Annotated in this window: 31 protein-coding genes; 8 read left to right on the top strand and 23 right to left on the bottom strand. The window is 32.9% G+C overall.

Going from position 1 to position 25,990, the window contains the following annotated elements; genetic code table 11:
* Positions 1-2 precede the first annotated feature (2 nt).
* Genes moaD through E2558_RS07225 form a run of 4 tightly spaced genes read right to left on the bottom strand, consistent with a single transcriptional unit; the run spans position 3 to position 2,422 of the window.
* On the bottom strand, positions 3-236 hold the full coding sequence (moaD, locus tag E2558_RS07240) for a molybdopterin converting factor subunit 1 (protein WP_126565821.1): 234 nt from the start codon (positions 234-236) through the stop codon (positions 3-5).
* Position 237: 1 nt separating this feature from the next.
* The gene (locus E2558_RS07235; RefSeq protein WP_126565822.1) at positions 238-687 is read right to left on the bottom strand and encodes a molybdenum cofactor biosynthesis protein MoaE; all 450 of its coding nucleotides are present in this window, start codon (positions 685-687) and stop codon (positions 238-240) included.
* A gap of 8 nt (positions 688-695) precedes the next feature.
* Complete coding sequence (gene mobB / locus E2558_RS07230; protein ID WP_126565823.1) at positions 696-1,166, bottom strand: molybdopterin-guanine dinucleotide biosynthesis protein B; 471 nt, start codon at positions 1,164-1,166, stop codon at positions 696-698.
* A complete protein-coding gene (locus tag E2558_RS07225) occupies positions 1,163-2,422 on the bottom strand; it encodes a molybdopterin molybdotransferase MoeA (protein WP_126565824.1) in 1,260 nt (419 codons plus the stop codon). Before E2558_RS07225 ends, mobB begins: the two co-directional genes overlap by 4 nt.
* A 61-nt stretch (positions 2,423-2,483) precedes the next feature.
* On the opposite strand from E2558_RS07225, the gene moaC reads away from it, so the two are divergent.
* Complete coding sequence (moaC, locus tag E2558_RS07220; RefSeq protein ID WP_126565825.1) at positions 2,484-2,966, top strand: cyclic pyranopterin monophosphate synthase MoaC; 483 nt, start codon at positions 2,484-2,486, stop codon at positions 2,964-2,966.
* A gap of 79 nt (positions 2,967-3,045) precedes the next feature.
* On the opposite strand, the gene E2558_RS07215 is transcribed toward moaC, so the two are convergent.
* From E2558_RS07215 to modA, 5 genes are all read right to left on the bottom strand, one after another.
* Positions 3,046-3,552, bottom strand: coding sequence for a MogA/MoaB family molybdenum cofactor biosynthesis protein (locus E2558_RS07215; protein ID WP_126565826.1), 507 nt, complete (start codon positions 3,550-3,552; stop codon positions 3,046-3,048).
* A gap of 13 nt (positions 3,553-3,565) precedes the next feature.
* On the bottom strand, positions 3,566-4,570 hold the full coding sequence (locus E2558_RS07210; RefSeq protein ID WP_126565827.1) for a ThiF family adenylyltransferase: 1,005 nt from the start codon (positions 4,568-4,570) through the stop codon (positions 3,566-3,568).
* Positions 4,571-4,653: 83 nt separating this feature from the next.
* Positions 4,654-5,259: an ATP-binding cassette domain-containing protein gene (locus E2558_RS07205; RefSeq protein WP_126565828.1), complete on the bottom strand. Its 606-nt coding sequence runs from the start codon at positions 5,257-5,259 to the stop codon at positions 4,654-4,656.
* Entirely contained in the window at positions 5,260-5,931 is a 672-nt protein-coding gene (modB, locus tag E2558_RS07200) for a molybdate ABC transporter permease subunit (RefSeq protein WP_126565829.1), read from the bottom strand. It lies immediately after the preceding gene.
* 13 nt (positions 5,932-5,944) lie between these two features.
* A complete protein-coding gene (gene modA / locus E2558_RS07195) occupies positions 5,945-6,733 on the bottom strand; it encodes a molybdate ABC transporter substrate-binding protein (RefSeq protein WP_126565830.1) in 789 nt (262 codons plus the stop codon).
* A 212-nt stretch (positions 6,734-6,945) separates the two neighbouring features.
* Here modA and fdhD point away from each other — a divergent pair, with 212 nt between their 5' ends.
* Positions 6,946-7,746 (top strand): formate dehydrogenase accessory sulfurtransferase FdhD, encoded by an 801-nt coding sequence (gene fdhD, locus E2558_RS07190; RefSeq protein ID WP_126565831.1) that lies wholly within the window; start codon positions 6,946-6,948, stop codon positions 7,744-7,746.
* Positions 7,747-7,775: 29 nt separating this feature from the next.
* Here fdhD and E2558_RS07185 read toward each other — a convergent pair whose 3' ends face one another.
* From E2558_RS07185 to E2558_RS07145, 9 genes are all read right to left on the bottom strand, one after another.
* Complete coding sequence (locus tag E2558_RS07185; RefSeq protein WP_126565832.1) at positions 7,776-8,540, bottom strand: GNAT family N-acetyltransferase; 765 nt, start codon at positions 8,538-8,540, stop codon at positions 7,776-7,778.
* A gap of 38 nt (positions 8,541-8,578) precedes the next feature.
* Complete coding sequence (locus tag E2558_RS07180) at positions 8,579-9,127, bottom strand: biotin transporter BioY (RefSeq protein WP_126565833.1); 549 nt, start codon at positions 9,125-9,127, stop codon at positions 8,579-8,581.
* Positions 9,128-9,208: 81 nt separating this feature from the next.
* Positions 9,209-10,144, bottom strand: a complete 936-nt coding sequence (locus E2558_RS07175) for a nucleoside hydrolase (RefSeq protein ID WP_126565834.1) — start codon at positions 10,142-10,144, stop codon at positions 9,209-9,211.
* 295 nt (positions 10,145-10,439) lie between these two features.
* Positions 10,440-11,363 carry an ABC transporter substrate-binding protein gene (locus E2558_RS07170; protein ID WP_126565835.1) on the bottom strand — a complete coding sequence of 308 codons (924 nt, stop codon included), beginning with the start codon at positions 11,361-11,363 and terminating at the stop codon, positions 10,440-10,442.
* A 156-nt stretch (positions 11,364-11,519) separates the two neighbouring features.
* Positions 11,520-12,665, bottom strand: coding sequence for an acyl-CoA dehydrogenase family protein (locus E2558_RS07165; protein WP_126565836.1), 1,146 nt, complete (start codon positions 12,663-12,665; stop codon positions 11,520-11,522).
* Positions 12,666-12,837: 172 nt separating this feature from the next.
* Complete coding sequence (locus E2558_RS07160) at positions 12,838-13,182, bottom strand: transcriptional regulator, SarA/Rot family (RefSeq protein WP_103298870.1); 345 nt, start codon at positions 13,180-13,182, stop codon at positions 12,838-12,840.
* 284 nt (positions 13,183-13,466) lie between these two features.
* Complete coding sequence (locus tag E2558_RS07155) at positions 13,467-13,790, bottom strand: PH domain-containing protein (RefSeq protein WP_126565837.1); 324 nt, start codon at positions 13,788-13,790, stop codon at positions 13,467-13,469.
* Positions 13,791-13,811: 21 nt separating this feature from the next.
* Positions 13,812-14,552, bottom strand: a complete 741-nt coding sequence (locus E2558_RS07150; protein ID WP_126565838.1) for a transcriptional regulator, SarA/Rot family — start codon at positions 14,550-14,552, stop codon at positions 13,812-13,814.
* A gap of 187 nt (positions 14,553-14,739) precedes the next feature.
* Entirely contained in the window at positions 14,740-15,618 is an 879-nt protein-coding gene (locus E2558_RS07145) for a helix-turn-helix transcriptional regulator (RefSeq protein ID WP_126565839.1), read from the bottom strand.
* Between the two features lie 680 nt (positions 15,619-16,298).
* Here E2558_RS07145 and E2558_RS07140 point away from each other — a divergent pair.
* Positions 16,299-17,132: a CHAP domain-containing protein gene (locus E2558_RS07140; protein WP_126565840.1), complete on the top strand. Its 834-nt coding sequence runs from the start codon at positions 16,299-16,301 to the stop codon at positions 17,130-17,132.
* Positions 17,133-17,454: 322 nt separating this feature from the next.
* Here E2558_RS07140 and nhaC read toward each other — a convergent pair whose 3' ends face one another.
* Together nhaC and E2558_RS07130 are read right to left on the bottom strand one after the other, a co-directional pair.
* Positions 17,455-18,864 carry a Na+/H+ antiporter NhaC gene (gene nhaC / locus E2558_RS07135; protein ID WP_188349588.1) on the bottom strand — a complete coding sequence of 470 codons (1,410 nt, stop codon included), beginning with the start codon at positions 18,862-18,864 and terminating at the stop codon, positions 17,455-17,457.
* A gap of 67 nt (positions 18,865-18,931) precedes the next feature.
* A complete protein-coding gene (locus E2558_RS07130; protein WP_126565842.1) occupies positions 18,932-20,002 on the bottom strand; it encodes an NAD/NADP-dependent octopine/nopaline dehydrogenase family protein in 1,071 nt (356 codons plus the stop codon).
* Positions 20,003-20,248: 246 nt separating this feature from the next.
* Between E2558_RS07130 and E2558_RS07125 the strand changes: the two genes are divergently transcribed.
* The 5 genes from E2558_RS07125 (at position 20,249) to E2558_RS07105 (ending at position 23,536) form a co-directional block, all read left to right on the top strand.
* Positions 20,249-20,677, top strand: a complete 429-nt coding sequence (locus E2558_RS07125) for a DUF4870 domain-containing protein (RefSeq protein WP_126565843.1) — start codon at positions 20,249-20,251, stop codon at positions 20,675-20,677.
* Positions 20,678-21,002: 325 nt separating this feature from the next.
* Complete coding sequence (locus tag E2558_RS07120; RefSeq protein ID WP_126565844.1) at positions 21,003-21,713, top strand: CHAP domain-containing protein; 711 nt, start codon at positions 21,003-21,005, stop codon at positions 21,711-21,713.
* 142 nt (positions 21,714-21,855) lie between these two features.
* A complete protein-coding gene (locus E2558_RS07115) occupies positions 21,856-22,185 on the top strand; it encodes a DMT family transporter (protein WP_126565845.1) in 330 nt (109 codons plus the stop codon).
* 1 nt (position 22,186) lies between these two features.
* Entirely contained in the window at positions 22,187-22,501 is a 315-nt protein-coding gene (locus tag E2558_RS07110; RefSeq protein ID WP_126565846.1) for a DMT family transporter, read from the top strand.
* Positions 22,502-22,579: 78 nt separating this feature from the next.
* Positions 22,580-23,536: a 2-hydroxyacid dehydrogenase family protein gene (locus E2558_RS07105; RefSeq protein ID WP_126565847.1), complete on the top strand. Its 957-nt coding sequence runs from the start codon at positions 22,580-22,582 to the stop codon at positions 23,534-23,536.
* A 63-nt stretch (positions 23,537-23,599) separates the two neighbouring features.
* Here the strand turns inward: E2558_RS07105 and E2558_RS07100 are convergent, their stop codons facing one another.
* The 3 genes from E2558_RS07100 to E2558_RS07090 all read right to left on the bottom strand — a co-directional run bounded on the left by E2558_RS07100 (position 23,600) and on the right by E2558_RS07090 (position 25,918).
* The gene (locus E2558_RS07100) at positions 23,600-24,724 is read right to left on the bottom strand and encodes an FAD-dependent monooxygenase (RefSeq protein ID WP_126565848.1); all 1,125 of its coding nucleotides are present in this window, start codon (positions 24,722-24,724) and stop codon (positions 23,600-23,602) included.
* 162 nt (positions 24,725-24,886) lie between these two features.
* Entirely contained in the window at positions 24,887-25,672 is a 786-nt protein-coding gene (locus tag E2558_RS07095) for an N-acetylglucosaminidase (RefSeq protein WP_126565849.1), read from the bottom strand.
* A 24-nt stretch (positions 25,673-25,696) separates the two neighbouring features.
* Positions 25,697-25,918: a hypothetical protein gene (locus E2558_RS07090; RefSeq protein ID WP_126565852.1), complete on the bottom strand. Its 222-nt coding sequence runs from the start codon at positions 25,916-25,918 to the stop codon at positions 25,697-25,699.
* Between the last annotated feature and the right edge of the window lie 72 nt (positions 25,919-25,990).

Here is a 25,990-nt window from a genome sequence, read left to right as displayed (position 1 = left end):
TTTTAACCCCCACTAACTGGTGGAATCAATGCCACGACATCTGTTGGCTGTATGATATCCTCTTTTTTTACAAATTCTTCGTTGACTGCAACTTGAAATTTTTTATCTTTGATAGAGGGGTGACGTTCAAATAACATTTGTTCAAAGCGCTCTACGCTAAGCTCCTCATTAATATTTATCATTTCAGAGTCAGTCTGTAATATCTCTTTTATTTCTGCGAAGTATAACACCTTCACGTTAGACATCTCCTTTAGTTGCTTCTTCGTGACTACCACGTTGATGGCCTTGCCATTCAGCGCCATCTTCCCAAATTTCTTTTTTCCAAATAGGCACAACTTCTTTAATACGTTCAATCGCATATTCATTCGCTCGATATGCATCTTTACGATGAGGTGATGATACCGCGATAAGTACCGCTATATCAGAAATTTGAAGTGGCCCAATACGATGCACTATCGTAGCAATCGTCCCAGGCCAACGCTCATTTATCTCATCACCAATTTGTGCAAGTTTCTTCTCTGCCATTGGGACATATGCCTCATATTCTAGGTATTCTGTTTTAACACCTTTCGTCCATTCACGTACATGCCCTGTAAAGACTACAACCGCACCTTGATGTTCATTTAAAGTAAAGTCTCGATACTGTTCAGTTTCAATTGGCTCAGTAACGACTTCAAATTGTTTCATTATATATGTCAGTCCTTTTGTTTAATCCAATCTAGTAACCATTCTTCATAATGTTCTAGTGCATTCTCTTCTTGAAAATGATAACGATAACGCACACGACTTAAATTTGATAATTCATTAAGTTCTTCTTGGTTACGATACACAATCACCTTATCAAAGTCTTCATTTTTAAAGCCTTCAACTAAAATGATATTACAACTTATTGTAACAGATTCGTCAATAATTTGAGTAAGGTTTTGTTTATGCGCACGTGTAACTGTTTGTTGATATTCGCTACCTTGCACGATACTTTGATCGGCACCCGCTTCAAAATGTTTCATATGATCAACTTGACTGTCTTGTAGGGTGATATCTTCTCCTTCATGTCCATGATGTTTAATAGTAGCTACGGTATAGCCATGTGATTTTAAAAATTTGATAGTATGTTGCATGAGCGTTGTTTTCCCAGAATTTTTAAAACCTACTATTTGAAAAATCATAACGTCATATCCTCTTCGAAAACATTCGATTCAGTAAGGATGACATCGACTGTATGGCCAGCTTTAAATCCACGTGTTCCTCCTGGCAACATTATCATTGCGTTACTGTGCGCAATCGCTACTACTGCGCCTGATTTATTAAACCCTGATGGTACAACTGTCGCGCCACTTCGAGAGAAAGATGCATGAGCACGAATAAAACGTGTAAATGGATTAGCTTTTGAAAAATCTTCCATTAAAGTTGCTTTAACGACTTGCGGGTAATAAGCTGTAGCCCCCATCATATGTTGAACAGCTGGTTTCACAAAGAGTTCAAACCCAGTAAAACAAGCTGATGGGTTACCTGATAAACCAAATAAATATTGACCATTCGCTACGGCAACAGTAGTTACACTACCAGGACGCATTCCTACCTTATTAAATAATACTTCCGCATCTACTGCTTTGTATATTTCAGGCAAGTAATCGAAATCTCCAACTGATACGCCACCAGTTGTAATGACAATATCATGTTTAGCCATTGCATCTTTGACAACTTCAATACTACTTTGTAAATCATCTTGTTGAATTTTATAAGTCTCTACTTTTAAGCCGAATTTTTCAGCTAATGCTTGAATCATTGGACCATTAGAGTTACGAATTTTACCAGGTTGTAACTCTTCATGTACATCTAACAATTCACTTCCTGTAGCAATAATTGCTACGCTTGGTTTTTGAGTAACAGGTACTTCAGTATAACCATAAGTAGCTAACACAGCTATAGCACCCGGATTAATCACCTGTCCTTTTTTCAGAACAACATCGCCAGTTGTTGTTTCCTCACCTTTTAGTGACACATTTTCATATTCTTCAAAAGGTTTACGAATAGTAAATGTATCACCATCTTCAACCGTTTGTTCGAACATCACTACTGCATCAGCGCCTTCAGGTAATTGCGCGCCTGTCATAATACGTACAGCTTCATTTTGTCCTATTATTTTTTCAGATACGGCGCCCGCACCAATATGATCAATCACTTTAAATTGTTTACGGTTCTCAGAATAAGCCCCTGCTGAATCTTCACTTCTAATCGCAAAGCCATCGTAAGGTGATTTATTAAAGCGTGGAATATCATAAGTTGCCACGATATCTTCAGATAATATATGACCTAAGCTATCTTCTAAAGCTACAGTAGTATGCTTCGTAAAAATATCTTGTTGTACTACTCGATGAATTGCTTCTTTTACAGGTATTGGATTTCTTTTTTCTACAGCCATTCTTCTCATCTCCATAAAATAATAAAATTCGTGATATACTAACTCTACTAGGAGGGTTATTATGTCAGAATTCACGCATATTAACGAACAAGGTAATGCTAAAATGGTAGACGTTTCAGATAAAAACATTACAAAGCGTACTGCGCAAGCCCATTCAAGCATTACAGTTAATCAAACTATTTATCAACAAATCATTGATAATACAAATAAAAAAGGTAACGTGTTAAATACTGCACAAATTGCAGGTATTATGGCTGCTAAAAATACAGCCACTATTATTCCAATGTGCCACCCACTACCTTTAACTGGTATTGATGTCAACTTCTCATGGCAAGTTAATGAAGATCATACTTACACATTAAATATCACAACCATCGTATCTACTACTGGTAAAACTGGCGTTGAAATGGAAGCATTAACGGCAGCTTCAGCAACTGCTTTAACTATTTATGACATGACGAAAGCAGTAGATAAAGGTATGATTATTGGCGAAACTTATCTTGAATCTAAATCTGGTGGCAAATCAGGAGATTATCAACGTTAAGTTCTTTTTAATTATAATAGTCATGAGCTTGTAATTAAATTAGGGAAACCTATCATTTTTACTCGCTCATGACTTTTTATTATTTATTCAATTCATATACCATATGATTTAATTCAGGCTTAATTAATTTCTCAATTGCTAGTTTAACTGCCCCAGTTGAACCAGGAAGTGTAAAGATTAATTTATTTAATACAGTACCAGCAATCGCTCTTGAAAGAAGTGATTTCGTGCCAACATCTTCTGTATAACTTAAATATCTAAACAATTCGCCAAAGCCTTCAATTTCTTTATCCAGTAATGGGCGTATCGCTTCTATAGTGATATCTTTTTGAGAAATACCCGTGCCTCCGGTAGTGATAATAACATCGATATCAGAAGCCAACCAACTGTCTATTTGAGATTGAATATCTTCTTTATTATCTTTGACAATAGCATAATGTTCCTCATCCACTTCTACATTCATATCTTGTAATAAAGATTGGACTAATTGTCCGCCTTTATCACTTTCTTTATCACGTGTATCCGAAATTGTTAAAACTGCACAACGAATATTTCTTTCTACTTTTTCATGTTCATGTTGGTGCATCTTAAACACTCCTTTATCCAAATAATTGATTAATTAAATTGATCGCCTCTGAAGTCTTTGTTGTACCGTGTACAAGTATGCGTCCACCTTGAAAGCTTACGAATCGATGTCCTTTAAACTCAAACATTACCATGTATTGGTTAGATTTATATTTTAATTGATGATTATCAAGAAACTGCGTTATCATCTCTTGAGTAATATCCGGATTTTCATACTGTACTGTATCTCTACCACATAAAGTAGCATATAATGTGTGATTTTGATTTAAATACGGAAAAGTTGGTTCATTGCCACAAGTAGGACAATCTTCACGGTGCATACGACTAAAACCAATCGTATAATGACTAGCGTCCCAAATATCACCATAGGTAAGTTTCGTTGGTATGTCATTACTAGTTAATAATTTAAGTGCATCCCTTAGTTGAAAACTTGTTGTCATAGTTACAGCAGGTTGAATCACACCCACAGTATCGCATGTTAAATTAATAGATGGTAACTGTGGCATCACACAATTAAAACATGGCGTTGTTCCAGGAATAAAGGTTGCTTGTGCATACGTACTTTGCACTACCCCTCCGTATATCCATGGGATATCCATCTTATAAGCATAATCATTTATTAACTGTCGTGTGTCAAAATTATCTGTTGCATCTATAATTAAGTCGATATCCTTAGCATGGGTATCTAAAAAATAATAATCTACATGTTGAATATGTTCGTTAATGTGAATATCTGAATTAATTTGTTCAAGGTGGTGTTTAGCAGCCACGACTTTAGGTAGCATATTTTCAGCATCTTTTTCAGTGAAAAGCGTCTGACGCTGTAAATTACTAAATTCAATATAATCTCTATCAACAATCGTTAGCGCTTTAACACCTGCACGAGTTAAACCTTCAGCCACATGTGTACCTAATGCACCCATCCCAACAATTAAAACGTGTTTATTAGCAATCATCTCTTGACCCTTTTCACCGATTGCTTTAAATAATATTTGTCTTGAATAACGCTCGTGTGTCATTCATTAAACCCTCTCTAATTTGAAGTCAATTTATTATATAATTATAAACTAAAAAAGCACCTCAATAAAAAAAGGTGCTTGTTTTAGTCAATCTTAACTATTTTATCAGCCAATACTTCGGCTTCGAAATTGGAGTGTGTAACAAAGATAATTGGAATCTTCCACTCTTTAAACACACGTTTCACAAGTTTAATTCCTTCATCTCTCGTATTTTCATCTAAACTAGAAAAAGGTTCATCTAGTAAAACTAAATCTGGTTTAGTACTTAACGTACGTGCTAAAGCAACACGTTGAGCCTCACCACCAGAAAGTGTAGCTGGATACTGATCCATCAAATGACGTATATTTAATTGATTTGTTAGGTCCTCAATATGTACAGAAGGTTTTGCCATAAATGTAATATTCTTCCTTACTGTCATATTAGGAAATAACTGATAATCCTGAAACAAGTAACCGATACGTCTATCTTGAATCTTAACATTGACGTTTTTATTTGTATCTAAAATCACATGATCATTGATTTTTATATAAGCACTATCTGGTTTACGCAAACCTGCAATCATATTAAGTACTGTCGTTTTACCAATACCTGAAGGTCCACGTATAGCATAAATTTTAGGAGCAGCATCATTAATATTGATATCGATAAATGTCTTTTTTAATTGATACTGTAATTTCAGTTTTAACATTTATTCTACCTCCTCTGGAAGGTCTCGGCTTGCAAAGTTTAATATACCAATAACTGTAATTGAAAAAGCCACTAGCACAAGCACCCATAACCAAGCTTGATTTTCTCTTCCTTGTTCTACTAAGAAATAAATCTCAAGCGGTAGCGTATTTGTGTGATTAGGGATATAACCTGCAACCATTAATGTCGCACCAAATTCACCAATAGCACGTGCAAAGCTCATCATAACACCAGCAATAATAGAACGTTTAGATAAAGGCAGAATGAGACGAAAGAAGATTTTATTCTCACTAGCTCCCATAGTACGTGCCGTATTGAGCATTTTAGGGTTGATACTTCTAAATCCTTGAATCGTATGTTGATACATCAATGGAAAACTAACAATGACAGACGCAATTACTGCCCCTGTCATTGTAAATACTACTGGAAGATGTAGTACATTTGTAAAAAATTGTCCTACTGCACTTCTAGGAGAAAATATAATTAATAAAATAAACCCTAGCACTGTGGGCGGTAAAACAATAGGTAATAGAATAAAACTTTCAAGGAGTTTAGTAAAATGCCCTCTTTTTTTATAAAGTAGCCGACAAATAACTATACCTATGATTGTGACAATAATAGTACTTATCGCAGCCACTTCAATGGATATCCAAAAAGGTGTTAAATCAGGCATACTTTATACCTCCTTAAACTTCGAAATGATAATCTTTTAAGATGTCTTTCGCTTTATCAGATTTTAAGAAATCCATCCATTCTTTAGCAAGTTTATTATCTGAAGTTGCACCCGCTTCGTAAGTAATCGGTTTCTTAAGGTCTGCTTTTTTAATTTCGTTTACTTTATCTGTTTTTTTATTATTAGTGTATAAATCAGTTTCATAAACAAAGCCCATTTGAGCATTACCTTTTTCAACGTAATTTAGAACCTGTTTTACATCTTTCGCGAATACTAATTTATCTTTAACTAGATTATATAACCCTTGATCTTCTAAATATTGTTTCGCATATTTACCAGCTGGTACTGTTTTCACTTCACCAATTGCTAATTTTTCGTTACCTTTTAAATCTTTAACAGACGCATCATCACTATTTTTATCGCCGATTAAAACAAGCTGATTATGTGCATATTTATATGTATCATGCGCTTTGTTTTCATCTTTAAGCTTATCAACATCTTTAGTGTTTGCAGACATAAATACATCCGCAGGTGCACCTTTTTCAATTTGTTCTCTTAAAGCACCAGAACCGCCATAATTAAATGTTACATCCGCATTTTTATGATCTTTTTTGAATTCTTTTTCTAGTTCTTTACTCACGTCACCTAAACTAGCTGCCGCTGAAATTTTTAATTCTTGTTTTTGTCCATCATTGCTTGACTCTGATGATTTCTTGTTATCATCACTACTTCCAGAATTTGAACAACCTGCTAATACAACTGCAAATGTAGCACTTGCAGCAACAAAATGTTTTATATTCATTCCTTCAGCCTCCTAATAAATTGTTCTAATTTTAATTATACTCTTTTTTTTTTTATTTATTGAAAAGTTCAATAACAAATATTTTAAAATTATATTTTAAATATTTATAACTTATTCTGATATAGATACAATCATCATTATAAACATAATCTTTTAGAAATATTGGAAAAAGTTTTATTATAGAACTATCTATCGATAAAGGAGATCCGTAAATGGATAAAGATGTACTTCAAGGGCAATCTATTGTTCGCTATGAACAAGGACAATTAATTGAAACGACCGATAGCTATGTAACTGAATTCCCATTAACTATTATGGTTAACGGCACTGAATTTGCGACTGTCATATGTAGTCCTACTCATATGGAAGAATTAGTCATTGGTTTCTTAGCTTCTGAGGGCGCCATTTTCAAAAAAGAAGAAATAAAATCATTACAAATTGATGATAGTAAAGGATTTGCGCATGTAGAGTTGACGAAAGATTTAGGCGATCGTTTCGAATACTCCACTAAACGAATGATTGCGTCCTGTTGTGGGAAAAGTCGTGAGTTTTACTTTCATAATGATGCAGCTGTTGCTAAAACATCTATGTCTAAAATCACTTTAACGCCTAAACAAGTGTTGAACATGATGACTGCGCTACAAAGTGCAAGTACCTTATTTAAGAAAACAGGTGGTTTACACAACGCGGCTATTAGTGATGGCAACGAATTTTTCGAACACAGACAAGATATTGGTCGTCATAATGCATTAGATAAACTCTATGGCTTTTGCTTGCAACGTCATATTCCTGTGAGAAATAAAGTACTTATCTTTAGCGGTCGTATCTCATCGGAAATATTGCTAAAAGCAGCTAAAATTGGCGTAGGTGTGATTTTATCTAAATCAGCGCCTACCACTCTAGCAGTTACACTCGCAAACGATCTCAATATTACAGCAATCGGTTTTATAAGAGACGGTAACTTTAACGTCTATAGTCATCCAGAGAGAATAAAAGTGACGTCGTCAAATTAAATATTTGATGACGTCACTTCTTTTTATTTTTATTCTACATCTTCTTTAACGATATGATAAATGAAACTTTGATAGATGTAGCCTTGTTTAATATACATATCTTTCGCGGTATCTTCTCCATCTGCTACGAGTATAACAGGACGTGCACCTGCTATGTCACCAATATAAGATTGCATTGTTGTACCTATACCTTGGCGTTGGTGACCTTCTAGTACACCGAAGCTATCAATTTCTACCGTTTCTTCAGTTTCAATAACATCTACAGTTCCTACTGCTTTTCCCTCTAAATAGGCAACACATCTTGAAACCGTATCTTCTTTATTTAAGATGGTTTCTCTTGTAGAGTTAACACTCTCATTCGCGAAGGCTTCTCCGTATGGTAAAGCAAACGAACGATAGATAGCTAAATAATCTTCTATATTATTAACATCTACTCGACGTATTGTTATATCAGGTCGTCGTTTAAATTGAGCTAACTCTGTTCCATCTATTATATATAGTTCTAATACGCCTAATTGAAAGCCAGCTTTTTTAATTTCAGAAAGCCATGTTGGATTGAGTGATTCATTCTCCGGAAAAGTAAATGCTAAGTGATTAGATGATTGTTGCTTATGTAATTTAAATTGTTGTGCCATATCTTGATGCCATTGTTCTAAAGTGGGAAGTGTTTTATAAACCCATTTGTTTGTATCATATTTCAGTGGTTGAGAAGGTGTTAAATAGATAAGTTTTTGCTTATCTTCCAAATAAAGTTGACCTTCTTGAGCAATGTTTTTCATAGATATTGTGCCCATATCGTTCATCCCCTACGTATTTAAACAATTTAATACGCTTATTGTATCAAATTTTTAAAACGAGAGTGGTTTAACATTGTTGTACCGATTAAACAAGCTATGATAGCTTTAATTAAATCTCCAGGCATAAATGTTAATGAGATGACAATCGCTTTACCTACGGGCATTCCAATAATGAAGCCCATGATAATTGTCCCTACAATGTCTAATAATAAAATGCCACATACAATTGTTGGAATGAATAACACGATAAAATTAATTTTTTGAATATAGCGATCTCTTACTAATCCTATTAAAAATGCTACTACTGGATACAAGAATAAGAAACCGGCTGATGGTCCTGCAAATACACCAATACCACCACGACCTCCAGATAAGACTGGTAAACCCGCAGCTGCTAGTAATAAAAATACAATGACACTTAGTGCGCCATATTTTCTACCTAAAATAATACCTGCTAAAAATATCCCAATATTTTGTAAAACAATGGGTACAGGCATAAATGGAAGTGGAATCCCAGGAACTAATCCTAAGACACATATAATTGCTGTCATTAAAGCTGTATATACTAAATTCTTTGTACTCATCATACATCCTCCTTTTACGAAGATGATTATACCACTAATGTAAACTTATTTGTATAAAAAGTTTACATTTGATTTACATTTCTATTTTTTAGCTAAATTAGTAATGTAATCAAAGAATTCATCATGTTGTACTTCAGTAATTACATGGATTGGGCGTCCCTGTTCTGTACGGTATGTACGTCCTTGACTCGGTCCATGACTTTCTACATCAACGTTAACTTCTGTTGAGCGCACTAAATCCGCTTTACCTACATAAGCTGTCGTTAAGACATCCCATAAAAAATAAGTTGAATTGGTCACAAAATGTGTGAGTGGCGGTACTGCTGCGTAACTAACGCCTAAGAAATCTACGCCTATATATGAACGTTCGTTTGCCCACATTTGTCGTATAGCTGGTGTAAGTGGTACCTGATTTGTACTTTCTAAGGCCACCATATCTATTTCAATGTCGCTGTCGAATACAATTTTTACTGCTTCTGGATCCCAAAATGCATTCCATTCGGCTGTGCCATCATGTTCAGGTTCTTCTACATTTCCTTTTTCAAGAAAAGTCCCACCCATCCAAACAAGTTTAGCGATATTGTTAGTAATGTCTGGATTCGTTTTTAATGCTTTTGCTAAATCTGTAAGTGGACCAGTAAACAGTAAGGTCACCTGCTCTTCAGAATGCGTTAACGTTTCGATGATATCTTGATAAGCCTCTAAATGACTCATAGTAGATTGTGTATTGGACGTTGGTTCATTTAATATAGGTAAGGCATCCATAAAGAAAGCATGCATGCGCCATTCTTTTGGAAAAGGATTAGCTCCACGTTCATAAGATGGTGCAACTTTTAATGAAGAATTAGAGAAGCGGTTAATAATCTTACAAGACGCACTGAGCGAGGGTTCTAAGTAACAATCTGCTCCAATGGTACTCACACCAATAAGTTCAATGTTCTCCATTTGCAAAAGTAAAAAGAGAGAAATTAAATCATCTACGCCTCCATCATGATTGAAATACACTTTAGTCATCATAACAACTCCTTTAATTTATAAAATAAAGGGAGTGGGACAGAAATTAAATAAATTTCGTCGTCCAACCCCAGCTTGCTTTATTAGTGGAATTTCTTAATGAAATTCTCTGTGCTGGGGCCCCGCTCCCCGGCAAGGATGACTAGATTTGAAAAAGTCTGATTTAAGCGCATTTTCAAACCAGTCAGCTACTGCCAATATATTAGCAAAGGCTGAGACATTTTAATTTGTCTCAGCCTCTCATTACATAACCATAACTAAATATCACTAAAATTGATAGTCGCTATTAAATATATTTTTATTTACTTGCTTTGATTAATTTATCTTTTAAATCTTTTCTCATGAATTCAAGTGTATATGGATCATTATACCAATACGTTTCCGCTTTCACTTCAACTACATGACCTTTTTGAACAGCTGGTAAGTTTTTCCAAATATTTGTATTTTCATAACTTGGTTTAGATTTACCTTCACCTGTTGAAACGATGTAATCTCCCGCTACATCTTCAATTTTTTCTTGGCTTACTTCAGCCCAGCCTTCTTTTTTAACAAGTTCTTGCTGACCTTTAGGCATTTTTAAACCAAAGGCTTGGTACATTACTTCGCCACCACGACCCCAGTTATCGCCGTATGTGTATAATTTTTTGTCAAACTCATCGAAGATAGAAACAGTTGAATCTTTACCAATGGCATCTTTGATTTCTTTACCATCTTTGTCAGTTTGTTCTTTCCATTTATCTTCCCATTTTTTAACTTCGTCTTCTTTACCAACGATTTTACCTAACATTTCTTGTTGTTCTAAATATTTATGCTTACCATAATCTACAACGATTGTTGGTGCGATTTTTTCATATTTTTTAATATTTTTATCAGTTGAGTAAACGATAATTAAATCTGGCTTTTGTTTAGCAACTTTTTCTACGTCTTGATCACCGATTTTAGTCACATCTTTAAATTTATCTTTTAAAATTGGACTTTGATCTACTTGATTACTAACAGCAACGATATTAGCCCCTAATTTATGTAAACCACCAGCAAACGTTGGAGCAACAACAGCAATACGTTGTGGATCTTTAGGAATTTTAATTGTTTTGCCACTATCTAACTTATATGACTTTGTTTCTTCTTTTGAACCTGATTTACTTGAATCGTTTGAACCACCGTTCCCACATGCAGCTAAAACGATAATTAACGCGATTAATGGAAAAATTAACTTTTTCATATTTCCTCCTAGTGATAACGATTATCAATTTCATCAAAATTATACAAGAAGACTTGCTAAATTACAATAAATTATTTCAATATTTAAATAAAAAATAATTAGCCAAATCAATAATTGTTGATTTAAGCTAATTATTTTAATTACTATTTTTAAATTTTAAAATAAATCGAGAACTGATTTCGCTATATTAGTGTATGCTGCATCTTCCATAGGCGGATTATGCAAACCGGCACGCATATCACGATAATAACGCTGCAATGGTCTATCCATTTCTAAACTTTTAGCGCCTACAATTCTCATCGCTAAATCAATAACCTCTAGCCCTTGATTCATTACTAAAATCTTACTTGCTGACGTTTCATTCCATACATTTGGATTTTGTTCAATAGTTTGGTAGCCCTTAGCAGTACTCCATAAAAAATGTCTTGCTGAAAGTAATAAAGATTCCATTTTGCCGACATTTTGTTGTACGGTTGGTAATTCTACAATCGTACCTTTAATACTATTAGGTGAATGATGTTTAGCAAATTCAATGGCATAATCTCTAGCGGCTTGTGCGATGCCTAAATACGTACTTGGTATGTGTAAAATCCACCCATTAGGTTGTGGTTTACGTCTTCCTTCAACAAAATTCTCAAAAGGAACATAGACATCATTGAGTACTAAGTCATGACTTTCTGTGGCTCTCATCCCTACCATATCCCAATTATCAGCGATTTCTACGCCTTCTATTTCACGAGGAACTAAGAAGAAACCTACTTCCTCAATGTCATCTACATAGGCAGCAACGATATAATGTGTAAGTGCTTTACTCATTGAAGTGAACGTCTTTACTCCATTTAATTTATAACCACTCTCAGTTTTAGTGGCATGCGTCGCTGGGCGTCCACCACGCGTAGGGCTACCTGTATCCGCTTCACTTACCGCTCTATTCACTAATGCACCATTTCTGATGTCACCCGCAAATTGTTTTAACATCGCTTCTTCCCACATATGTTGTTCATATAACTGGCCTACTACACTTAAATGCCATCCTATTGAGAGTGCAGTAGCGCCATCAAGCGATCCTAAATAACTTTGTAATACAACCATATCTTCAATTGTGGCACCCTCTCCACCATATTCAACTGGTAAAGTAAGCAAACTATATCCTTCATTTACTAACCATTCAATATTTTTAAAAGGGAAACTTGAATGGATATCATTATATGCCGCTCTTTCTTTAAAAGTATCTTCTATCGTTTGAAATTTTTTAATCCACTTTCTCTGAATTTCAGAATTTATTAAAAATGAATCTTTCATCTTACCTCACCTATTCATTATATAAAGTATCGTTTAATCTTAGTTTAACACTCGACTTTAACAAATTAAAGACAACTGGTAAGACCACAAAAATAATGGACATAAAAAAAGACTAAGATATGGCCCCCATATCTTAGTCTACATACAAACTTATTATATTAATGCCGAAATTTTATTTAATGTATTTTTCTAGTTCAGCAATTAATTTGTTAATCTTTTCGCGTTGTTCGTCTGTTACATAAACAATAACTGTTCTTTCATCTTGTATGCTACGTTTTTTTGATAATAACTGTAAATCTTTTAATTTTTGTAATGCTTTAGTTAAGTAATAAGGTTTAAACTCTGAATAAGTAGCAATTTCTTTAGAAGTTATTTCATTGGTCTTACTTTTAACAATATAATTTAAAATATAAATTTCTTCATAATTTAAGTTATACTTCTTTTTAGTATCCTTAAAAAATTTTTTCACTTGAAATGTTGCGTTAACTAAATCGTTGATGTCTTTAATTTGTCCCATATTCTAAACCACTCCTTTGATGTACATCTCGTTGCTACAAGGTTCATTTGTACTATTACTACTAAACTAAACATTTCTTATGCTATAAAATTTATTTTATAACATTTAAGTATAATATTTCAATATTTTTATGAACTTAAAATGATATTATATATTAATTTCTAATTCACTCAATTAAATTATGCTTAATCAATTAAGTACTATACTCCGAAATAAAAAAATACTAGGATAGTTCTTACATAAAAATTTTAAGAACTATCCTAGATATTATCACTTTGTTTTATTTAATTTATCTTCTCTTTAACGTAATTCACGAAAGATTGAACATCTTCAGTTTGAATTTGTGTCATCGGCACTTTGCCAATATTAAATGTGAAAATAATATTTTCACCATCGTATTCAATATGTTGCACTTCATTATATGGAATATTTCTATAATAAAATTGGCCATTCATATCTACATTCATAATCAATCGTTCAGATGTGGCTATAAATGCGCCTTCAAACTCAGTTTGCCCTTGCACTTTATATTCAATCATACCTAACACTGAAGGTCCCTTTTTTTCAGTAGGGAATAAATCATTAGGATTTACATTATCTAATATCATAAAAATAAACTCCTTCTTGTTTCATATTAAATCATTAATTTTCATTTCCATTTGAAGTTTATTGTAACATTGAATGAATAAGGTTTCTGTTTCATATGTTCGTGATTCTACTATTTTAATATTAACTAAACGTTCATCTTTATTATTCCTACATTTAGTGATGTAACCTTTTTGTGATAAATGGTTAATGGTATTAGGAATACCTATTAGGCAATGATGAGAGAAATCACATACTGATTTTAAGGAAATAGTATCATGATAGTAGATTAATTTCCCTAAAACAAATAACTCATCTAATGTTAAATTAAATTGTTGGGCAATTTGTTCCACTTGATTTAAAGCACTATAAATAATGATGACATAGGATAGTTTTAAAGAATGATGATGTTTCAAATTTGGACTGAAATATTTTAATTTAATTACTTCTTCAACTTCTATAAATAAAATGTCTAGTTTTTTATGATATAAGTCAGTTGGTAGAATTAATAAACGTCGCTGATCCGCATCATCTCGCACTTTAATAATCCAATTCAAATGATACAAATGTTCTAAATAATATCTAATATTTCGTTTAGACATATGCATAGTCTTGATTAAATCTTCTATATATACCCCACGTTCGTGAGTTTCATTATAAATAATAATTTCATTTAATAACTTTAGTTGTTCTAAAGTTAAGTTTCTTGAATACTTTAAAACTTCGCTTATTGCTTTAATATAGATTAAATAAAATAACAACAGCTCTAATTTTCTTTTCTCCATGATATATGTCACCTCATGATTTTACATATAAACCCAATTTTAAAATCATTGGAAAAGAAGATAGACGTTTATATTTCTATCCTCAATTGAGATATCAATATCTTCATATATCATGTTCATGTTTTAAAAATTAGATAAGCATTAATTTTCTAGTAATAATTATTCAGTACACATTTACCACTTATAGTTATATAGAAGTAATTATTATCGTAATTAATGATAATGACTTTTTGCCTCGGCAATGAGTAAGTTGGGCTTCCTCATCAAAAGGCATTTCTTTTGTTTTTAAATTGTTTAAATTTAAGGGCTGTTTATTTTTTCTTACTTGTCCAGGCGTGGCGCCATACTTTTCATTAAATAACGCAATAAAACGTGGAAAATGATTAAAACCATGTTCAAATGCGATATCTTGAATAAGTGTTTTACTCTTTAAAATATCTATTAAACATAACTTTAACCTAACATCATTAATATACTGAGTAATATTATTGTAGGGCGTATGATATTTAATGACCTGACTTAATTCTTTATTTGACATATTTAGAGAATTCGCAAGGTCCTGTCTATTAATCTTTTGATTATGATGTTCGATGATATATTCATGGACTTCATCAACTAATGCATTCTCTAACTTAGAATTCTGACGATGCTTGCGTTGAATATATCCTAGTTCTACACATAAGTGCTTCACTAGTTTATCTTTTATATGAAGAATTCTGGGCTTCCGACATTCAAATTCAAGTAAATTAATAATGAAAGGTTCCATTTGTTTTCTTTCGATCGATGAAAATATATAACCGTGTAATTTAATATAATCATCTGCAAATCTTAAATAATCTTTAAAAGCAATTTCCATTACTACAACGACTGAATCTTCTTTACTTTCAATAGAATAAAGATCATTTAACATAATAAACATCAAATCACGTGTTTTCATTTTAAACTTATCCAAATTTAACGTAATCTGCCCTGTTCCTTTTAACCAATAGATTAATTTTATATTCGATTCCTTTTGCCTACTTATCTTTATATTTTTTAATAGCTTTACCGAAAAGTTATTAATCATACATATGTCCTCTCACTTTATAATATATAAAGACACGACATAAATAGAAATTAAGTTAACTTCCCCTATAACTCACTTTCCTATCAACGATTACTTAATACGACGTATCATTTAATCGTTCTTCATCGAATGTCTATCTTCATATATAATTGTATGTTTTATTTCGGTACTACCAGTAGCAAACTTTTGACTAATTATATCACTTTATTATCTTATTTTTAGTTTATTTCATATATAGCGTTCTTAAAGTATCATTTTTCATACAAATACTATCCATTTTTTTCATTTTTTCCCTTAAACTAAATTGTTCAATAAACAAATAATCATTAACCAAATGTTAAAATACAGTTCAAAAATTATAAAATTTATTGTTTTTAAAGAAAAATAAATTTTGCTATTTTTTTACAGTAAGATTACAACAAAATGAGTTTTCTTTTAATAAAGTCTTTTAAAAACTGATATGACAGTATTTTTAAATATTACAAAAATTTTCAGCTATTATTCATACAACTAATATATATTAGCAAAAAATTACAAAACGGTAACAACGCCCACAAATCTACTTTTTTCTGCTAAAGTATTCCTTGTCGAAAAGAAACAAGTTAATAATCGGACTTAAAGTCAACCAATGACTATTAAATAAATAAAAATTAATTTAATTCTCAGGAGGATATTTAACAATGAAAAAAATCGCTACAGCTACAATCGCTACTGCAGGAGTTGCTACTATCGCTATCGCTGGACATGGTCACGAAGCTCAAGCAGCTGAACAAGGTTACAATCCAAACGATCCAACTTCATACAGCTACTCTTACACTATCGACCAACAAGGTAATTATCATTACACTTGGAAAGGTAACTGGAGCCCAGATCGTTTAAATCATTCTAACCAAACATATACTTCAAATAACAACAATAACTATAACAATAATAACTCTAATCAATACAACTATAACTACAACTACAATTATAGCTATAATAACAACAATAATAGCAGTAACTACAACTACAATAGCTACAATCACTATGCTAGCAATAACTATAGCCGTACTAGCACTCAATCTTATAATGCAAGTACTCAAACTACTGGAAACACAACTACTAGTTACTCAACTTCAAATAGTAACGTTAAAGTAACTACTACAGCTGCACCATCATCTAACGGCGTTTCAATTTCTAACTCTGCAAGCGCTGGAAGTAACTTATACACTGCAGGTCAATGTACTTATTATGTATATGACAGAGTTGGCGGTAAAATCGGCTCAACTTGGGGCAACGCTAATAACTGGGCAAATGCCGCTTCAGCAGCTGGTTACACAGTAAATAACACACCTTCTACAGGTGCAATTATGCAATCTACTGCAGGTGCTTATGGTCACGTTGCTTACGTTGAAAGCGTTGGTAACGACGGTTCAGTAACTGTATCTGAAATGAACTATGGTTATGGTCCTGGTGTTGTAACTTCACGTACATTATCAGCTAGCCAAGCTGCTGCATTCAGCTACATTCACTAATTATAGATATACTCATTAAAGGATTGTCGCTCTCGACAATCCTTTTTTAATGCTAAAAAAAAAGGTTAAGCAGAAACTCATACAAGTCTCTGCTTAACCTTTTTCATTTTACATATAACATATAACAATAATACTAATTCATTTGAATAGTTTCACGTTCATGGATTCAATTCTCGCTACAAAAATTGAATCCACTACTTACTTATATTTTGAGGATATTGTTAGTTAAAACAAATATATAAGATATCATCGCTATAAAATATCTATGTACTGTTCTAACATACTTATTTATATCCGTTAAAAAAGAATTTAAACATTTAATTTACGAATTATTTACATTTTCACTTGAACTTTTTTTACGAATACCTATACCAGTGAAACCATAAATAATTGCTAACACAGCACATAGATAACATGGTACTGTCCAAATAAAGAATTGATCAACTGAAACGTCTAGCTGTTGAGCATAGTATATACCTGATGTTCCCCAAGGTATTAAAGGAAGCACCATAGTACTTGAATCTTCCAATGTTCTTGATAAATTACTTCTATCCAAGTTCATATCTTCAAACATGTCTTTCATTAACACGCCGACCATAATAATAACGATAGAAGCTACCCCTGCAGCGAACACCATCATTAAACAGCATACAACCGTAATCAGTATTAACGTACCAACTGATTTTACGCCTTTAGCTACAGTTTGTAACATCACATCTAAACAACCTGATTTTTCTACAATTCCTGCAAATGCATAACCACAGAAGATGGTAACAATAATTTCCGTCATACTCATCATTCCGCCTTGTTCCATCAAGGTCTTAGCATTATCAGAAAAATGACTCATCCCAGTCATTTCAGGTTTGAAACCATCAAACGTTGCTTTAAAACCATCAATAATATTGAAATGATTATTCAATGTGCCTACAATAAGTGCACTTAAACTAGAAGCTAGCATTGATGGTACTGTAGATACTTTACACAATAAGCATATAATAATGACTATTAAAGGTACCCAAACCCAAATATTTATATTATAGGCTGTTGATAGTTCATTTAATAATTCCTTAATTTGTTTAGAATTGGCACTGCTTTTAGAGTTTAAACCTGCGAAAAACCATACCACCATACCGATAATCGAAGCTGGAATAGTAGTCCACATCATTGCTCTAATATGTGAAAAGATATTAACTTTAGTGACTAATGCAGCTAAGTTAGTAGTATCTGATAATGGCGACATTTTATCACCAAAAACAGCGCCTGCAATAATAGCACCTGCTGCCATTCCTAAATTTATATCTAATTGACCAGCTATTGAAATTAAAGCGATACCAGCTGTTGAAGCTGAACCCCATGCCGTACCTGTAGCAATACTACAAATTGCTGAAATAATAAATGCAGATATTAAGAAATAGTTAGGATTAAGAAATTTTAAACCATAATAAATTAATGCTGGAACTGTACCTGAGTACATCCAACTCCCCACGATGATTCCTACTGCTAATATAATAAAAATTGCAGGCATCGCAGTCGTTAATCTGTGAGTAATCCCTTCTTCTAAATCATCCCATCTAAGACCTACACGAAAAGCAATTAATGCTGCATAGGCTGAAGAGATTAATAATAAAACTTGAATAGGTATATCAAATAAAATAAAGCCTGTAGTGACAACAATCACCATTACAATAATTGTTGATATTGCTTCAAAAAATGTTGGTTTCCTTTTCATAATATTTCCCCTTTAACTATGTTTTAAAAAACCTCTTTTCTGTTTGATTTCAATTTATTCTTTTCTCGTACTATTCTAGTCCAAGTTTATCTAAACCTAATTCTTCTACAGTTAACCCTTCTTTGAAGAAATCTCTTTCTAAAATAGTAGAAGCAATCACGATAACGGCATCAATGTTAGGAGTATCTACATCAATAGCACGTCCTAAACTTGACCATAAAACAAGACCATAAGCGATATCTTCAGTTAAATAACGATTTTCCACTGAATTTGGCCCTGGTATTTGAGAGAACACTGGACTTGTATTAAATAAACGATTTAATGGTTCGTCTTCATCTTTTCTTTCTAAATAACCGCGTTGAATACGTGCTTCTTTGGCAGTTAGTAATTCGAAGCCTAATTTACGTCCTAATGTTAAACGTTCTAATTCAATTGCATGTAGCAATCTAACTGTATGTTTTGTGATACCTTCTTTATATAATGCAAATGAATCAGCATAGTCTATACGACCTACATTAAGTAAAGTTGGTCCCGGATGTACTTCTGGGTTACCATTTTCTAAGTTAGTCTTCCATAAATTTTCTTCTTTAACTAAATAAGGATAAATCTGTCTTACTTTTTCGAAGCTTTCACTTAGTTCATCTTTTTTATAAGTAGAGAAGAAGACTTTACGTACTTTAAGAGATAAATCTACGCGTGCCTCTTCGAAATCTACACGTGTACCATATGTTAATGTATTAGCTTCTGCAAATTTAGGTTGCACATCAATATGACGATCTTCAAGTACATTCATAAATCGAATTGATGCCATTGCAGCAGCGATATTAAAGAATATTAATTGATCATTGGTTACATGTTCTGCCATAATCTTCGCGTAATATTCTATATATGAAGAAGGAATAACAACTTGAATGATTTCAGCGTCTTTCAATACATAAGAAATATCATCACTTATATCAGTAAATGGAATGAATTTCTCTTCTCCTTCATCGTTATAATCAAATCCACCTTTATCTATCGCATTTTTGAATTTTTTTATCGATGAATTTCGACAATACAACTTCACATCATGTCCTTGGTCTACCATGTCTACCGCAGCAGTAACTGCGCCATTACCTGATCCTACAACTGCTATTTTCATTTATTAACCCTCTTTTCTATTTATTGAAAATTAAAATATGTAAGAATATCTCTTGAAAGTAGCATTCAAAAAATAAAGATGCGCATTAAGAAACGCATCTTTTATCTATAGTATCGTTATATATAACCGTCTTGGAAAAATTTTAAACAAGTCCATAAATTATAATTTAAAATTCACTAAAATATAATTTAAAACTTTGTTATATTTAATATGAGAAATAAATTTTAGATAAAAAGGAGTTTTCTTATGACAGAAAATTATAATCATCAAGCTCATCAGCAAATCATCAACGATAACAATGATGACGCGCGTTTAATGTCTATGCTCATTTTCTTATTAGGATTTTTCACATCTATCATTGGTCCTATTATTCTATGGGCTATTAAACGCAACGATGCCCGTCTTATTGATCAAGCTGGTAAAAATTACTTCAACATGGTCATTTCTTATTTTATTTGGAATGTCATTATAGGGCTTCTATTTATTCCTGTTTTTGCTGGTTTTGCAGTAAATAATGATACATTATCTATCATTTTAGGGTTAGTAGTAGTGATTTTATGTATAGCACTTTTTGTTCTTTCTATCTTATATTTCATCTTCCATATTGTAGCGTGTGTGAAATATTTTGGTGGTAAAGAATATGTTGTTCCACTTTCTATTCGTTTTTTTAAATAGAATATTATAGACCTTATTTATTACAATACTTTGTAATATTAATAAACTCTATGTAAGTTAAAACTATTCAATTTTCGTAGGAATCGCTTGCTTTCTACGTTTTATTACAGCTTGTAACCTTGAACATGCTTCTATTACGAAGTTGTTCAAGGTTTTTGTATTTCATTTACGAAACCGTAACATCGCCCATAGACTCAAAATATTCTGGTAAAGTATGTGTTGTCGTTGGGAGCGACAATTAACTATTAAATTTTAGATTTAAAGTTTCTTCAACATATCGCTAATCAATCTATTGTTGAAGACAAACTTGGGAGGACTTTTTACTATGAAAAAAATTATCACTATTTCAACATTAACAGCTGGCATCGGTGTTTCGGCATTAGGATTGAATGCAAACCATGCTGACGCTGCCGAATATAATCATAATCCAGTACCACATCAACATTCACAATTCGGAAACCACCATCAATCACATGCTCAATTTATGCCACAAGATGATCAAAATTATAATAATAATAACGGTCAAGGGCATCCGCAGTTTAATCATCAACAACCAAGTGGATATCAACAACCACAATTTCAACAACAATCATTCTCTAATATACAAAGCACATCAAATACAACGTCTAGTACGAGCAATTCATCAACAAGTGCTACTACTAATAGTTCAACTACGACTTCAACTTCAACACAAACAACCTCTTCAACCTCTGGCAACTTATATACAGCAGGTCAATGTACTTGGTACGTGTATGATAAAGTCGGCGGTAAGATTGGTTCAACTTGGGGCAATGCGAATAACTGGGCAAGTGCTGCTCAAGCAGCAGGTTATACTGTAAACAATACCCCTGCTAAAGGTTCTATATTACAAACTACTCAAGGAAGTCTTGGACATGTCGCTTATGTAGAAAGTGTGAATAGTGATAGTTCTATCACAATTTCTGAAATGAATTATACTGGTGGACCATATGTAGTAGACACACGTACCATTTCATCAAGCCAAGTAAGTTCATTTAACTATATTCATTTATCTTAAACTTTATAAATATAAATAACTATCTTTTATAAATTCAACCTTCTCGTTTGAAGCTTTCATCTCAGAGAAGGTTGTTTTGAATTTGCATATAAATTTTGAGAAAATATGTCTATCACTATCTAAACTGCAAGGAGGTTATACGATGCAGTGGTTAAAAGTAATATTCGCCGGGTTAATAGAAGTGGTTTGGGTAGTTGGATTAGATAACGCTCATAATTTTCTCACATGGCTGTTTACTCTAGTTTTTCTATCTCTTAGTTTTTATTTAATGTTATCTGCTTCTAATCACTTACCAGTAGGCACAGTTTATGCCGTGTTTGTCGGTATAGGCGCTGCAGGTACAGTGATTACTGACATGATATTGTTTAATCAACCATTTTCCATCACTAAAATTGTACTACTTATATTACTCCTTATAGGTATTATTGGTTTAAAACTTTCTACTAATAATCAAAATGAAGGAGGAATATAGTATGGCCTGGATAAGCTTAGTGGTCGCTGGGTTATTAGAAGTGTTAGGCGTTTTATGGTTAAATGAGTTTGCTCGCACAAAAAGAAAGTGGCTCATTATCGTCATGGCTATCACATTTATATTTAGTTTCAGCTTTCTTAAAATGGCAATGACGTCGATTCCAATGGGTACCTCGTATGCTATATGGACAGGTATAGGAACTGCGGGTGGCGCTATTGTTGGTATGATCTTTTATAATGAATCTAAACATTTTGTGCGCCTCTTTTTTATTTCATTGATTTTAATAGCAGTAATAGGGTTAAGACTTCTCCAATAGTATGTAAAATATTTAATTTGTATACGTTTTCTTCTTTTATTATACTTAAAGAGAAATATACATTAAGGAGTGAGTTTGATGGAAAAAGTTTATATTGCTGGGGCAATTCCAGAAGTGGGATTAAACTTATTAAAAGAACACTTTGAAGTCGAAATGTATGAAGGTGACGGTATTATAGATAAAGAAACACTAAAAGAAGGTGTAAAGGATGCTTCTGCTCTCATCAGTATTCTATCTACTAACGTAGACCAAGAAGTGATTGATAGCGGTAAAAATCTTAAAATCATTGCTAACTATGGTGCAGGTTTTAACAATGTTGATGTTAAATACGCTCGTGAAAAAGATATTGATGTTACAAATACACCAAAGGCTTCTACAGCTTCAACTGCTGAATTAACTTTCGGCTTAGTACTTGCAGTAGCACGTCGTATCGTTGAAGGTGATAAATTATCACGAACTAAAGGATTCGATGGTTGGGCACCTTTATTCTTCAGAGGACGTGAAGTTTCAGGTAAAACAATCGGTATTATCGGTCTTGGAGAAATTGGCGGCGCTGTAGCTCAACGTGCCAAAGCTTTTGATATGGACATCCTTTATACAGGACCTCATCAAAAGAAAGAAAAAGAACGTGAAATTGGTGCTAAATATGTAGATTTAGATACATTACTTGAAAATGCAGACTTCATTACTATCAACGCTGCATATAACCCAGATTTACACCACATGATTGATACTGAACAATTCAAAAAAATGAAATCAACTGCTTATTTAATTAATGCTGGTCGTGGTCCTATCGTCAATGAAGAAGCTTTAGTTCAAGCGCTTAACGATAAAGAAATTGAAGGTGCTGCCTTAGATGTATATGAATTTGAACCTGAAATTACTGAAGGCTTAAAATCATTAGACAACGTTGTAATCACTCCTCATATCGGTAACGCTACATTCGAAGCTAGAGATATGATGTCTAAAATTGTCGCAAATGACACGATTAAAAAATTAAATGGTGAAGAACCACAATTCGTTGTTAATAAGTAATTAAAAAGAAAAGGATTGAATCGATAGTAGTTTTACTACTATTGATTCAATCCTTTTTTCGTTTTATTTCTTTTTCGCTTTATATAAGAACTTTGTTTGACCACTTACCAGACGTGTAGGTGTCATTTTCATTACACGATTTCGTACTTTAGTTGTTAAAGCACCCTCTTTTTGTGCGATGCTCCCTATTTTACGTGAACGTTTAATTACTTTAGCAGTATGCTTCACACGCAATTTATCATAACGTGCTAACGCTTTTTCAAAATCATAAGAACTCAAGCAATTAGCTAATACAATAGCATCTTCCATCGCTTGACAAGCGCCTTGTCCCATATTAGGTGTCATAGCATGAGCTGCATCGCCTAATAAGACAGTACGCCCATATACAAATGTTTTTAATGGCTTCATATCATATAAATCATTTTTGATAATATCTGTTTCATTTTGTTTATCTAATATTTGACGTACTTCATTGGGATAGTTATTAAAATATGCTTGTAAATGTGGCTTTTCAAATGAGCGGAACTTAGAATCTTTTTCCGAAGCATTAATCGTAATGAACCAATAGGCTTGATTATTGATCAATGGCACGATTCCGACGCGTCCTCTTTGGCCCCAATACTCATTCGCACTATCAATGTGCTTCAAGTCCGCTTCATCTACTAAACCTCTGAAACATGTATAACCTTGATATAAGATTTTAGCTTCCGGTTGAACTGTTTGTCTAACTGCAGAATGGATGCCATCAGCGCCAATACACATATCAAAAGATTGGCTCGCATGATTTGAAAAGTGAACCATCACTTGTGTTTCTTCACTATCAACTTTCGCCACTTGATAATCTGTAAAAATTGTATCAGGTTGAACATAAGATTGGATTAGTTCAATCAGTGTTTGACGAGGCAAAGTAACATTCAATGTATTTTCTTTTAATTTCGCAGCAGTTAAAAGCGTTCCTTTACCATCATACACATTCATTGAAGTTAAATTTTGACCTGCATTTTTAATACCTTTCGCTAAGTCATGGTTACCAAGTTTTTGTAAAACATTATCTCCAATGCCGATGCCTGCACTCACTTCTTGAATGGTTGATCTCTTTTCAAAAACTTTGACATCATGTCCTTGCTCTTGTAATAGTGCAGCAGCAGTAAGCCCTCCAATACCTGCACCTATAATTGCAATTTTCATTTATTTACACCTCAGAATTTAAATTCTTATTCATTTTAACATATTGCCTTATACCCTTAATATGCTCTAGATAATTCAAACTTCCAATGACATTAAAAATGTAAAAGGAGCTTGTTACATTAAATCATGTCACAGGCTCTTTTCACTTTAAATTACTTATTTTTAATTTTTGGATATGTAATAGTTACGTCTTATTTTATCTTTTTTAATGCCAAAATGGTCATAATATTCTTTCATGTACGTAGCTATTTTATCTGGCCATTCAATATCACTTGCATATTGATGCTGTCCTGGATTCTGTGGATTCCAACGCATTTGATAGAGCGTACGTTGTTCATTGTCAAAATAAGTTGAGCGAATAAACTTAGCACCACCTAAAATAGCTTTACGCGGTGACGTCCACTCTTGTTCTTTGGCATAACTCTTACCAGTATGCACAGCGGCTTCATCGAAAGCGCCAATACCAAAGAAATTATAGTATTCATTATTTCCATCTTTAATTCCTTGAGCAAGCTCAGAGTTACCATTACCCGTCTCCACTCTTGCGTGACTAATTAAATAAAGAATGTTCACACCATATTTATCTTGTGCTTCTATAAAAGCATTCGCTTGATTCTCTAAAATACCTTTACCTTTAAGTATATGCGTCACTTCTTCTTTCGACATTGGCACTGTTTGGTAAAGGTCCATATATTTTAAATCATTATCATGCTTCTTAATTTGCATCGCTTGTTTCACTTCAGTATCACTTGCTGCAGTAAAATCACCATTTTTATCGATTGTATTGGTGAGATCAGATTGTGTTTGTTTACTTACTGCTTCCTGAAAATGATAATTAAGATCACTTCTTAAAATATTCTTTTTATTAAAAATCAATAATACTACTAAAGCAATTAACACCAGTACTAACAATATCATGGGAAACTTCAAATGGTTATATTTCTTCATAGCTACGTTAATCTCCTGTTTAGCTTATTTAGATAAAAAGAAATAAGCAATCATTATAACAATCACTACAATTGCAAAAGATAGATTAATTACAATTTTCATACCTGTACGATCACGAAACATGACGTTAAATATGACTAAACTAATTGCTAAAGATACTGCAAACATTGAAATAGCCAAAACCAATTGCATCATAATTAAAAAAATAATTCCTAATACGATAAAAATATTAGAAAGAATTGTCATCATTTTAAGTGCTTTTGGATGAATAAGTCCTCACCCCTTTATGTAAATTCATATATAACCAACCATACCACA

It is taken from the genome of Staphylococcus pragensis (assembly GCF_004785665.1).
GTDB classification, from domain to species: Bacteria; Bacillota; Bacilli; order Staphylococcales; family Staphylococcaceae; genus Staphylococcus; species Staphylococcus pragensis.
Note: the sequence above shows the minus strand (reverse complement) of the source record. Positions and strands in the feature narration are given on the sequence as shown.

Coding starts and splice junctions, on each gene's coding strand:
- E2558_RS07215 (WP_126565826.1), bottom strand. CDS start 3,552: ATGCACCAACATGAACATGAAAAAGTAGAAAGAAATATTCGTTGTGCA.
- E2558_RS07235 (WP_126565822.1), bottom strand. CDS start 687: ATGAAACAATTTGAAGTCGTTACTGAGCCAATTGAAACTGAACAGTAT.
- fdhD (WP_126565831.1), top strand. CDS start 6,946: ATGGATAAAGATGTACTTCAAGGGCAATCTATTGTTCGCTATGAACAA.
- E2558_RS07140 (WP_126565840.1), top strand. CDS start 16,299: ATGAAAAAAATCGCTACAGCTACAATCGCTACTGCAGGAGTTGCTACT.
- E2558_RS07160 (WP_103298870.1), bottom strand. CDS start 13,182: ATGGGACAAATTAAAGACATCAACGATTTAGTTAACGCAACATTTCAA.
- E2558_RS07180 (WP_126565833.1), bottom strand. CDS start 9,127: ATGAGTACAAAGAATTTAGTATATACAGCTTTAATGACAGCAATTATA.
- E2558_RS07225 (WP_126565824.1), bottom strand. CDS start 2,422: ATGGCTGTAGAAAAAAGAAATCCAATACCTGTAAAAGAAGCAATTCAT.
- E2558_RS07100 (WP_126565848.1), bottom strand. CDS start 24,724: ATGAAAATTGCAATTATAGGTGCAGGTATTGGAGGGCTTACTGCTGCT.
- E2558_RS07175 (WP_126565834.1), bottom strand. CDS start 10,144: ATGATGACTAAAGTGTATTTCAATCATGATGGAGGCGTAGATGATTTA.
- modB (WP_126565829.1), bottom strand. CDS start 5,931: ATGCCTGATTTAACACCTTTTTGGATATCCATTGAAGTGGCTGCGATA.
- E2558_RS07120 (WP_126565844.1), top strand. CDS start 21,003: ATGAAAAAAATTATCACTATTTCAACATTAACAGCTGGCATCGGTGTT.
- E2558_RS07205 (WP_126565828.1), bottom strand. CDS start 5,259: ATGTTAAAACTGAAATTACAGTATCAATTAAAAAAGACATTTATCGAT.
- modA (WP_126565830.1), bottom strand. CDS start 6,733: ATGAATATAAAACATTTTGTTGCTGCAAGTGCTACATTTGCAGTTGTA.
- E2558_RS07130 (WP_126565842.1), bottom strand. CDS start 20,002: ATGAAAATAGCAGTTGTAGGATCAGGTAATGGCGCAGTTACTGCTGCG.
- E2558_RS07145 (WP_126565839.1), bottom strand. CDS start 15,618: ATGATTAATAACTTTTCGGTAAAGCTATTAAAAAATATAAAGATAAGT.
- E2558_RS07105 (WP_126565847.1), top strand. CDS start 22,580: ATGGAAAAAGTTTATATTGCTGGGGCAATTCCAGAAGTGGGATTAAAC.
- E2558_RS07150 (WP_126565838.1), bottom strand. CDS start 14,552: ATGGAGAAAAGAAAATTAGAGCTGTTGTTATTTTATTTAATCTATATT.
- E2558_RS07090 (WP_126565852.1), bottom strand. CDS start 25,918: ATGACAATTCTTTCTAATATTTTTATCGTATTAGGAATTATTTTTTTA.
- E2558_RS07110 (WP_126565846.1), top strand. CDS start 22,187: ATGGCCTGGATAAGCTTAGTGGTCGCTGGGTTATTAGAAGTGTTAGGC.
- E2558_RS07115 (WP_126565845.1), top strand. CDS start 21,856: ATGCAGTGGTTAAAAGTAATATTCGCCGGGTTAATAGAAGTGGTTTGG.
- E2558_RS07210 (WP_126565827.1), bottom strand. CDS start 4,570: ATGACACACGAGCGTTATTCAAGACAAATATTATTTAAAGCAATCGGT.
- E2558_RS07170 (WP_126565835.1), bottom strand. CDS start 11,363: ATGAAAAAGTTAATTTTTCCATTAATCGCGTTAATTATCGTTTTAGCT.
- E2558_RS07095 (WP_126565849.1), bottom strand. CDS start 25,672: ATGAAGAAATATAACCATTTGAAGTTTCCCATGATATTGTTAGTACTG.
- mobB (WP_126565823.1), bottom strand. CDS start 1,166: ATGATTTTTCAAATAGTAGGTTTTAAAAATTCTGGGAAAACAACGCTC.
- moaC (WP_126565825.1), top strand. CDS start 2,484: ATGTCAGAATTCACGCATATTAACGAACAAGGTAATGCTAAAATGGTA.
- E2558_RS07125 (WP_126565843.1), top strand. CDS start 20,249: ATGACAGAAAATTATAATCATCAAGCTCATCAGCAAATCATCAACGAT.
- E2558_RS07155 (WP_126565837.1), bottom strand. CDS start 13,790: ATGATATTAGATAATGTAAATCCTAATGATTTATTCCCTACTGAAAAA.
- E2558_RS07185 (WP_126565832.1), bottom strand. CDS start 8,540: ATGGGCACAATATCTATGAAAAACATTGCTCAAGAAGGTCAACTTTAT.
- E2558_RS07165 (WP_126565836.1), bottom strand. CDS start 12,665: ATGAAAGATTCATTTTTAATAAATTCTGAAATTCAGAGAAAGTGGATT.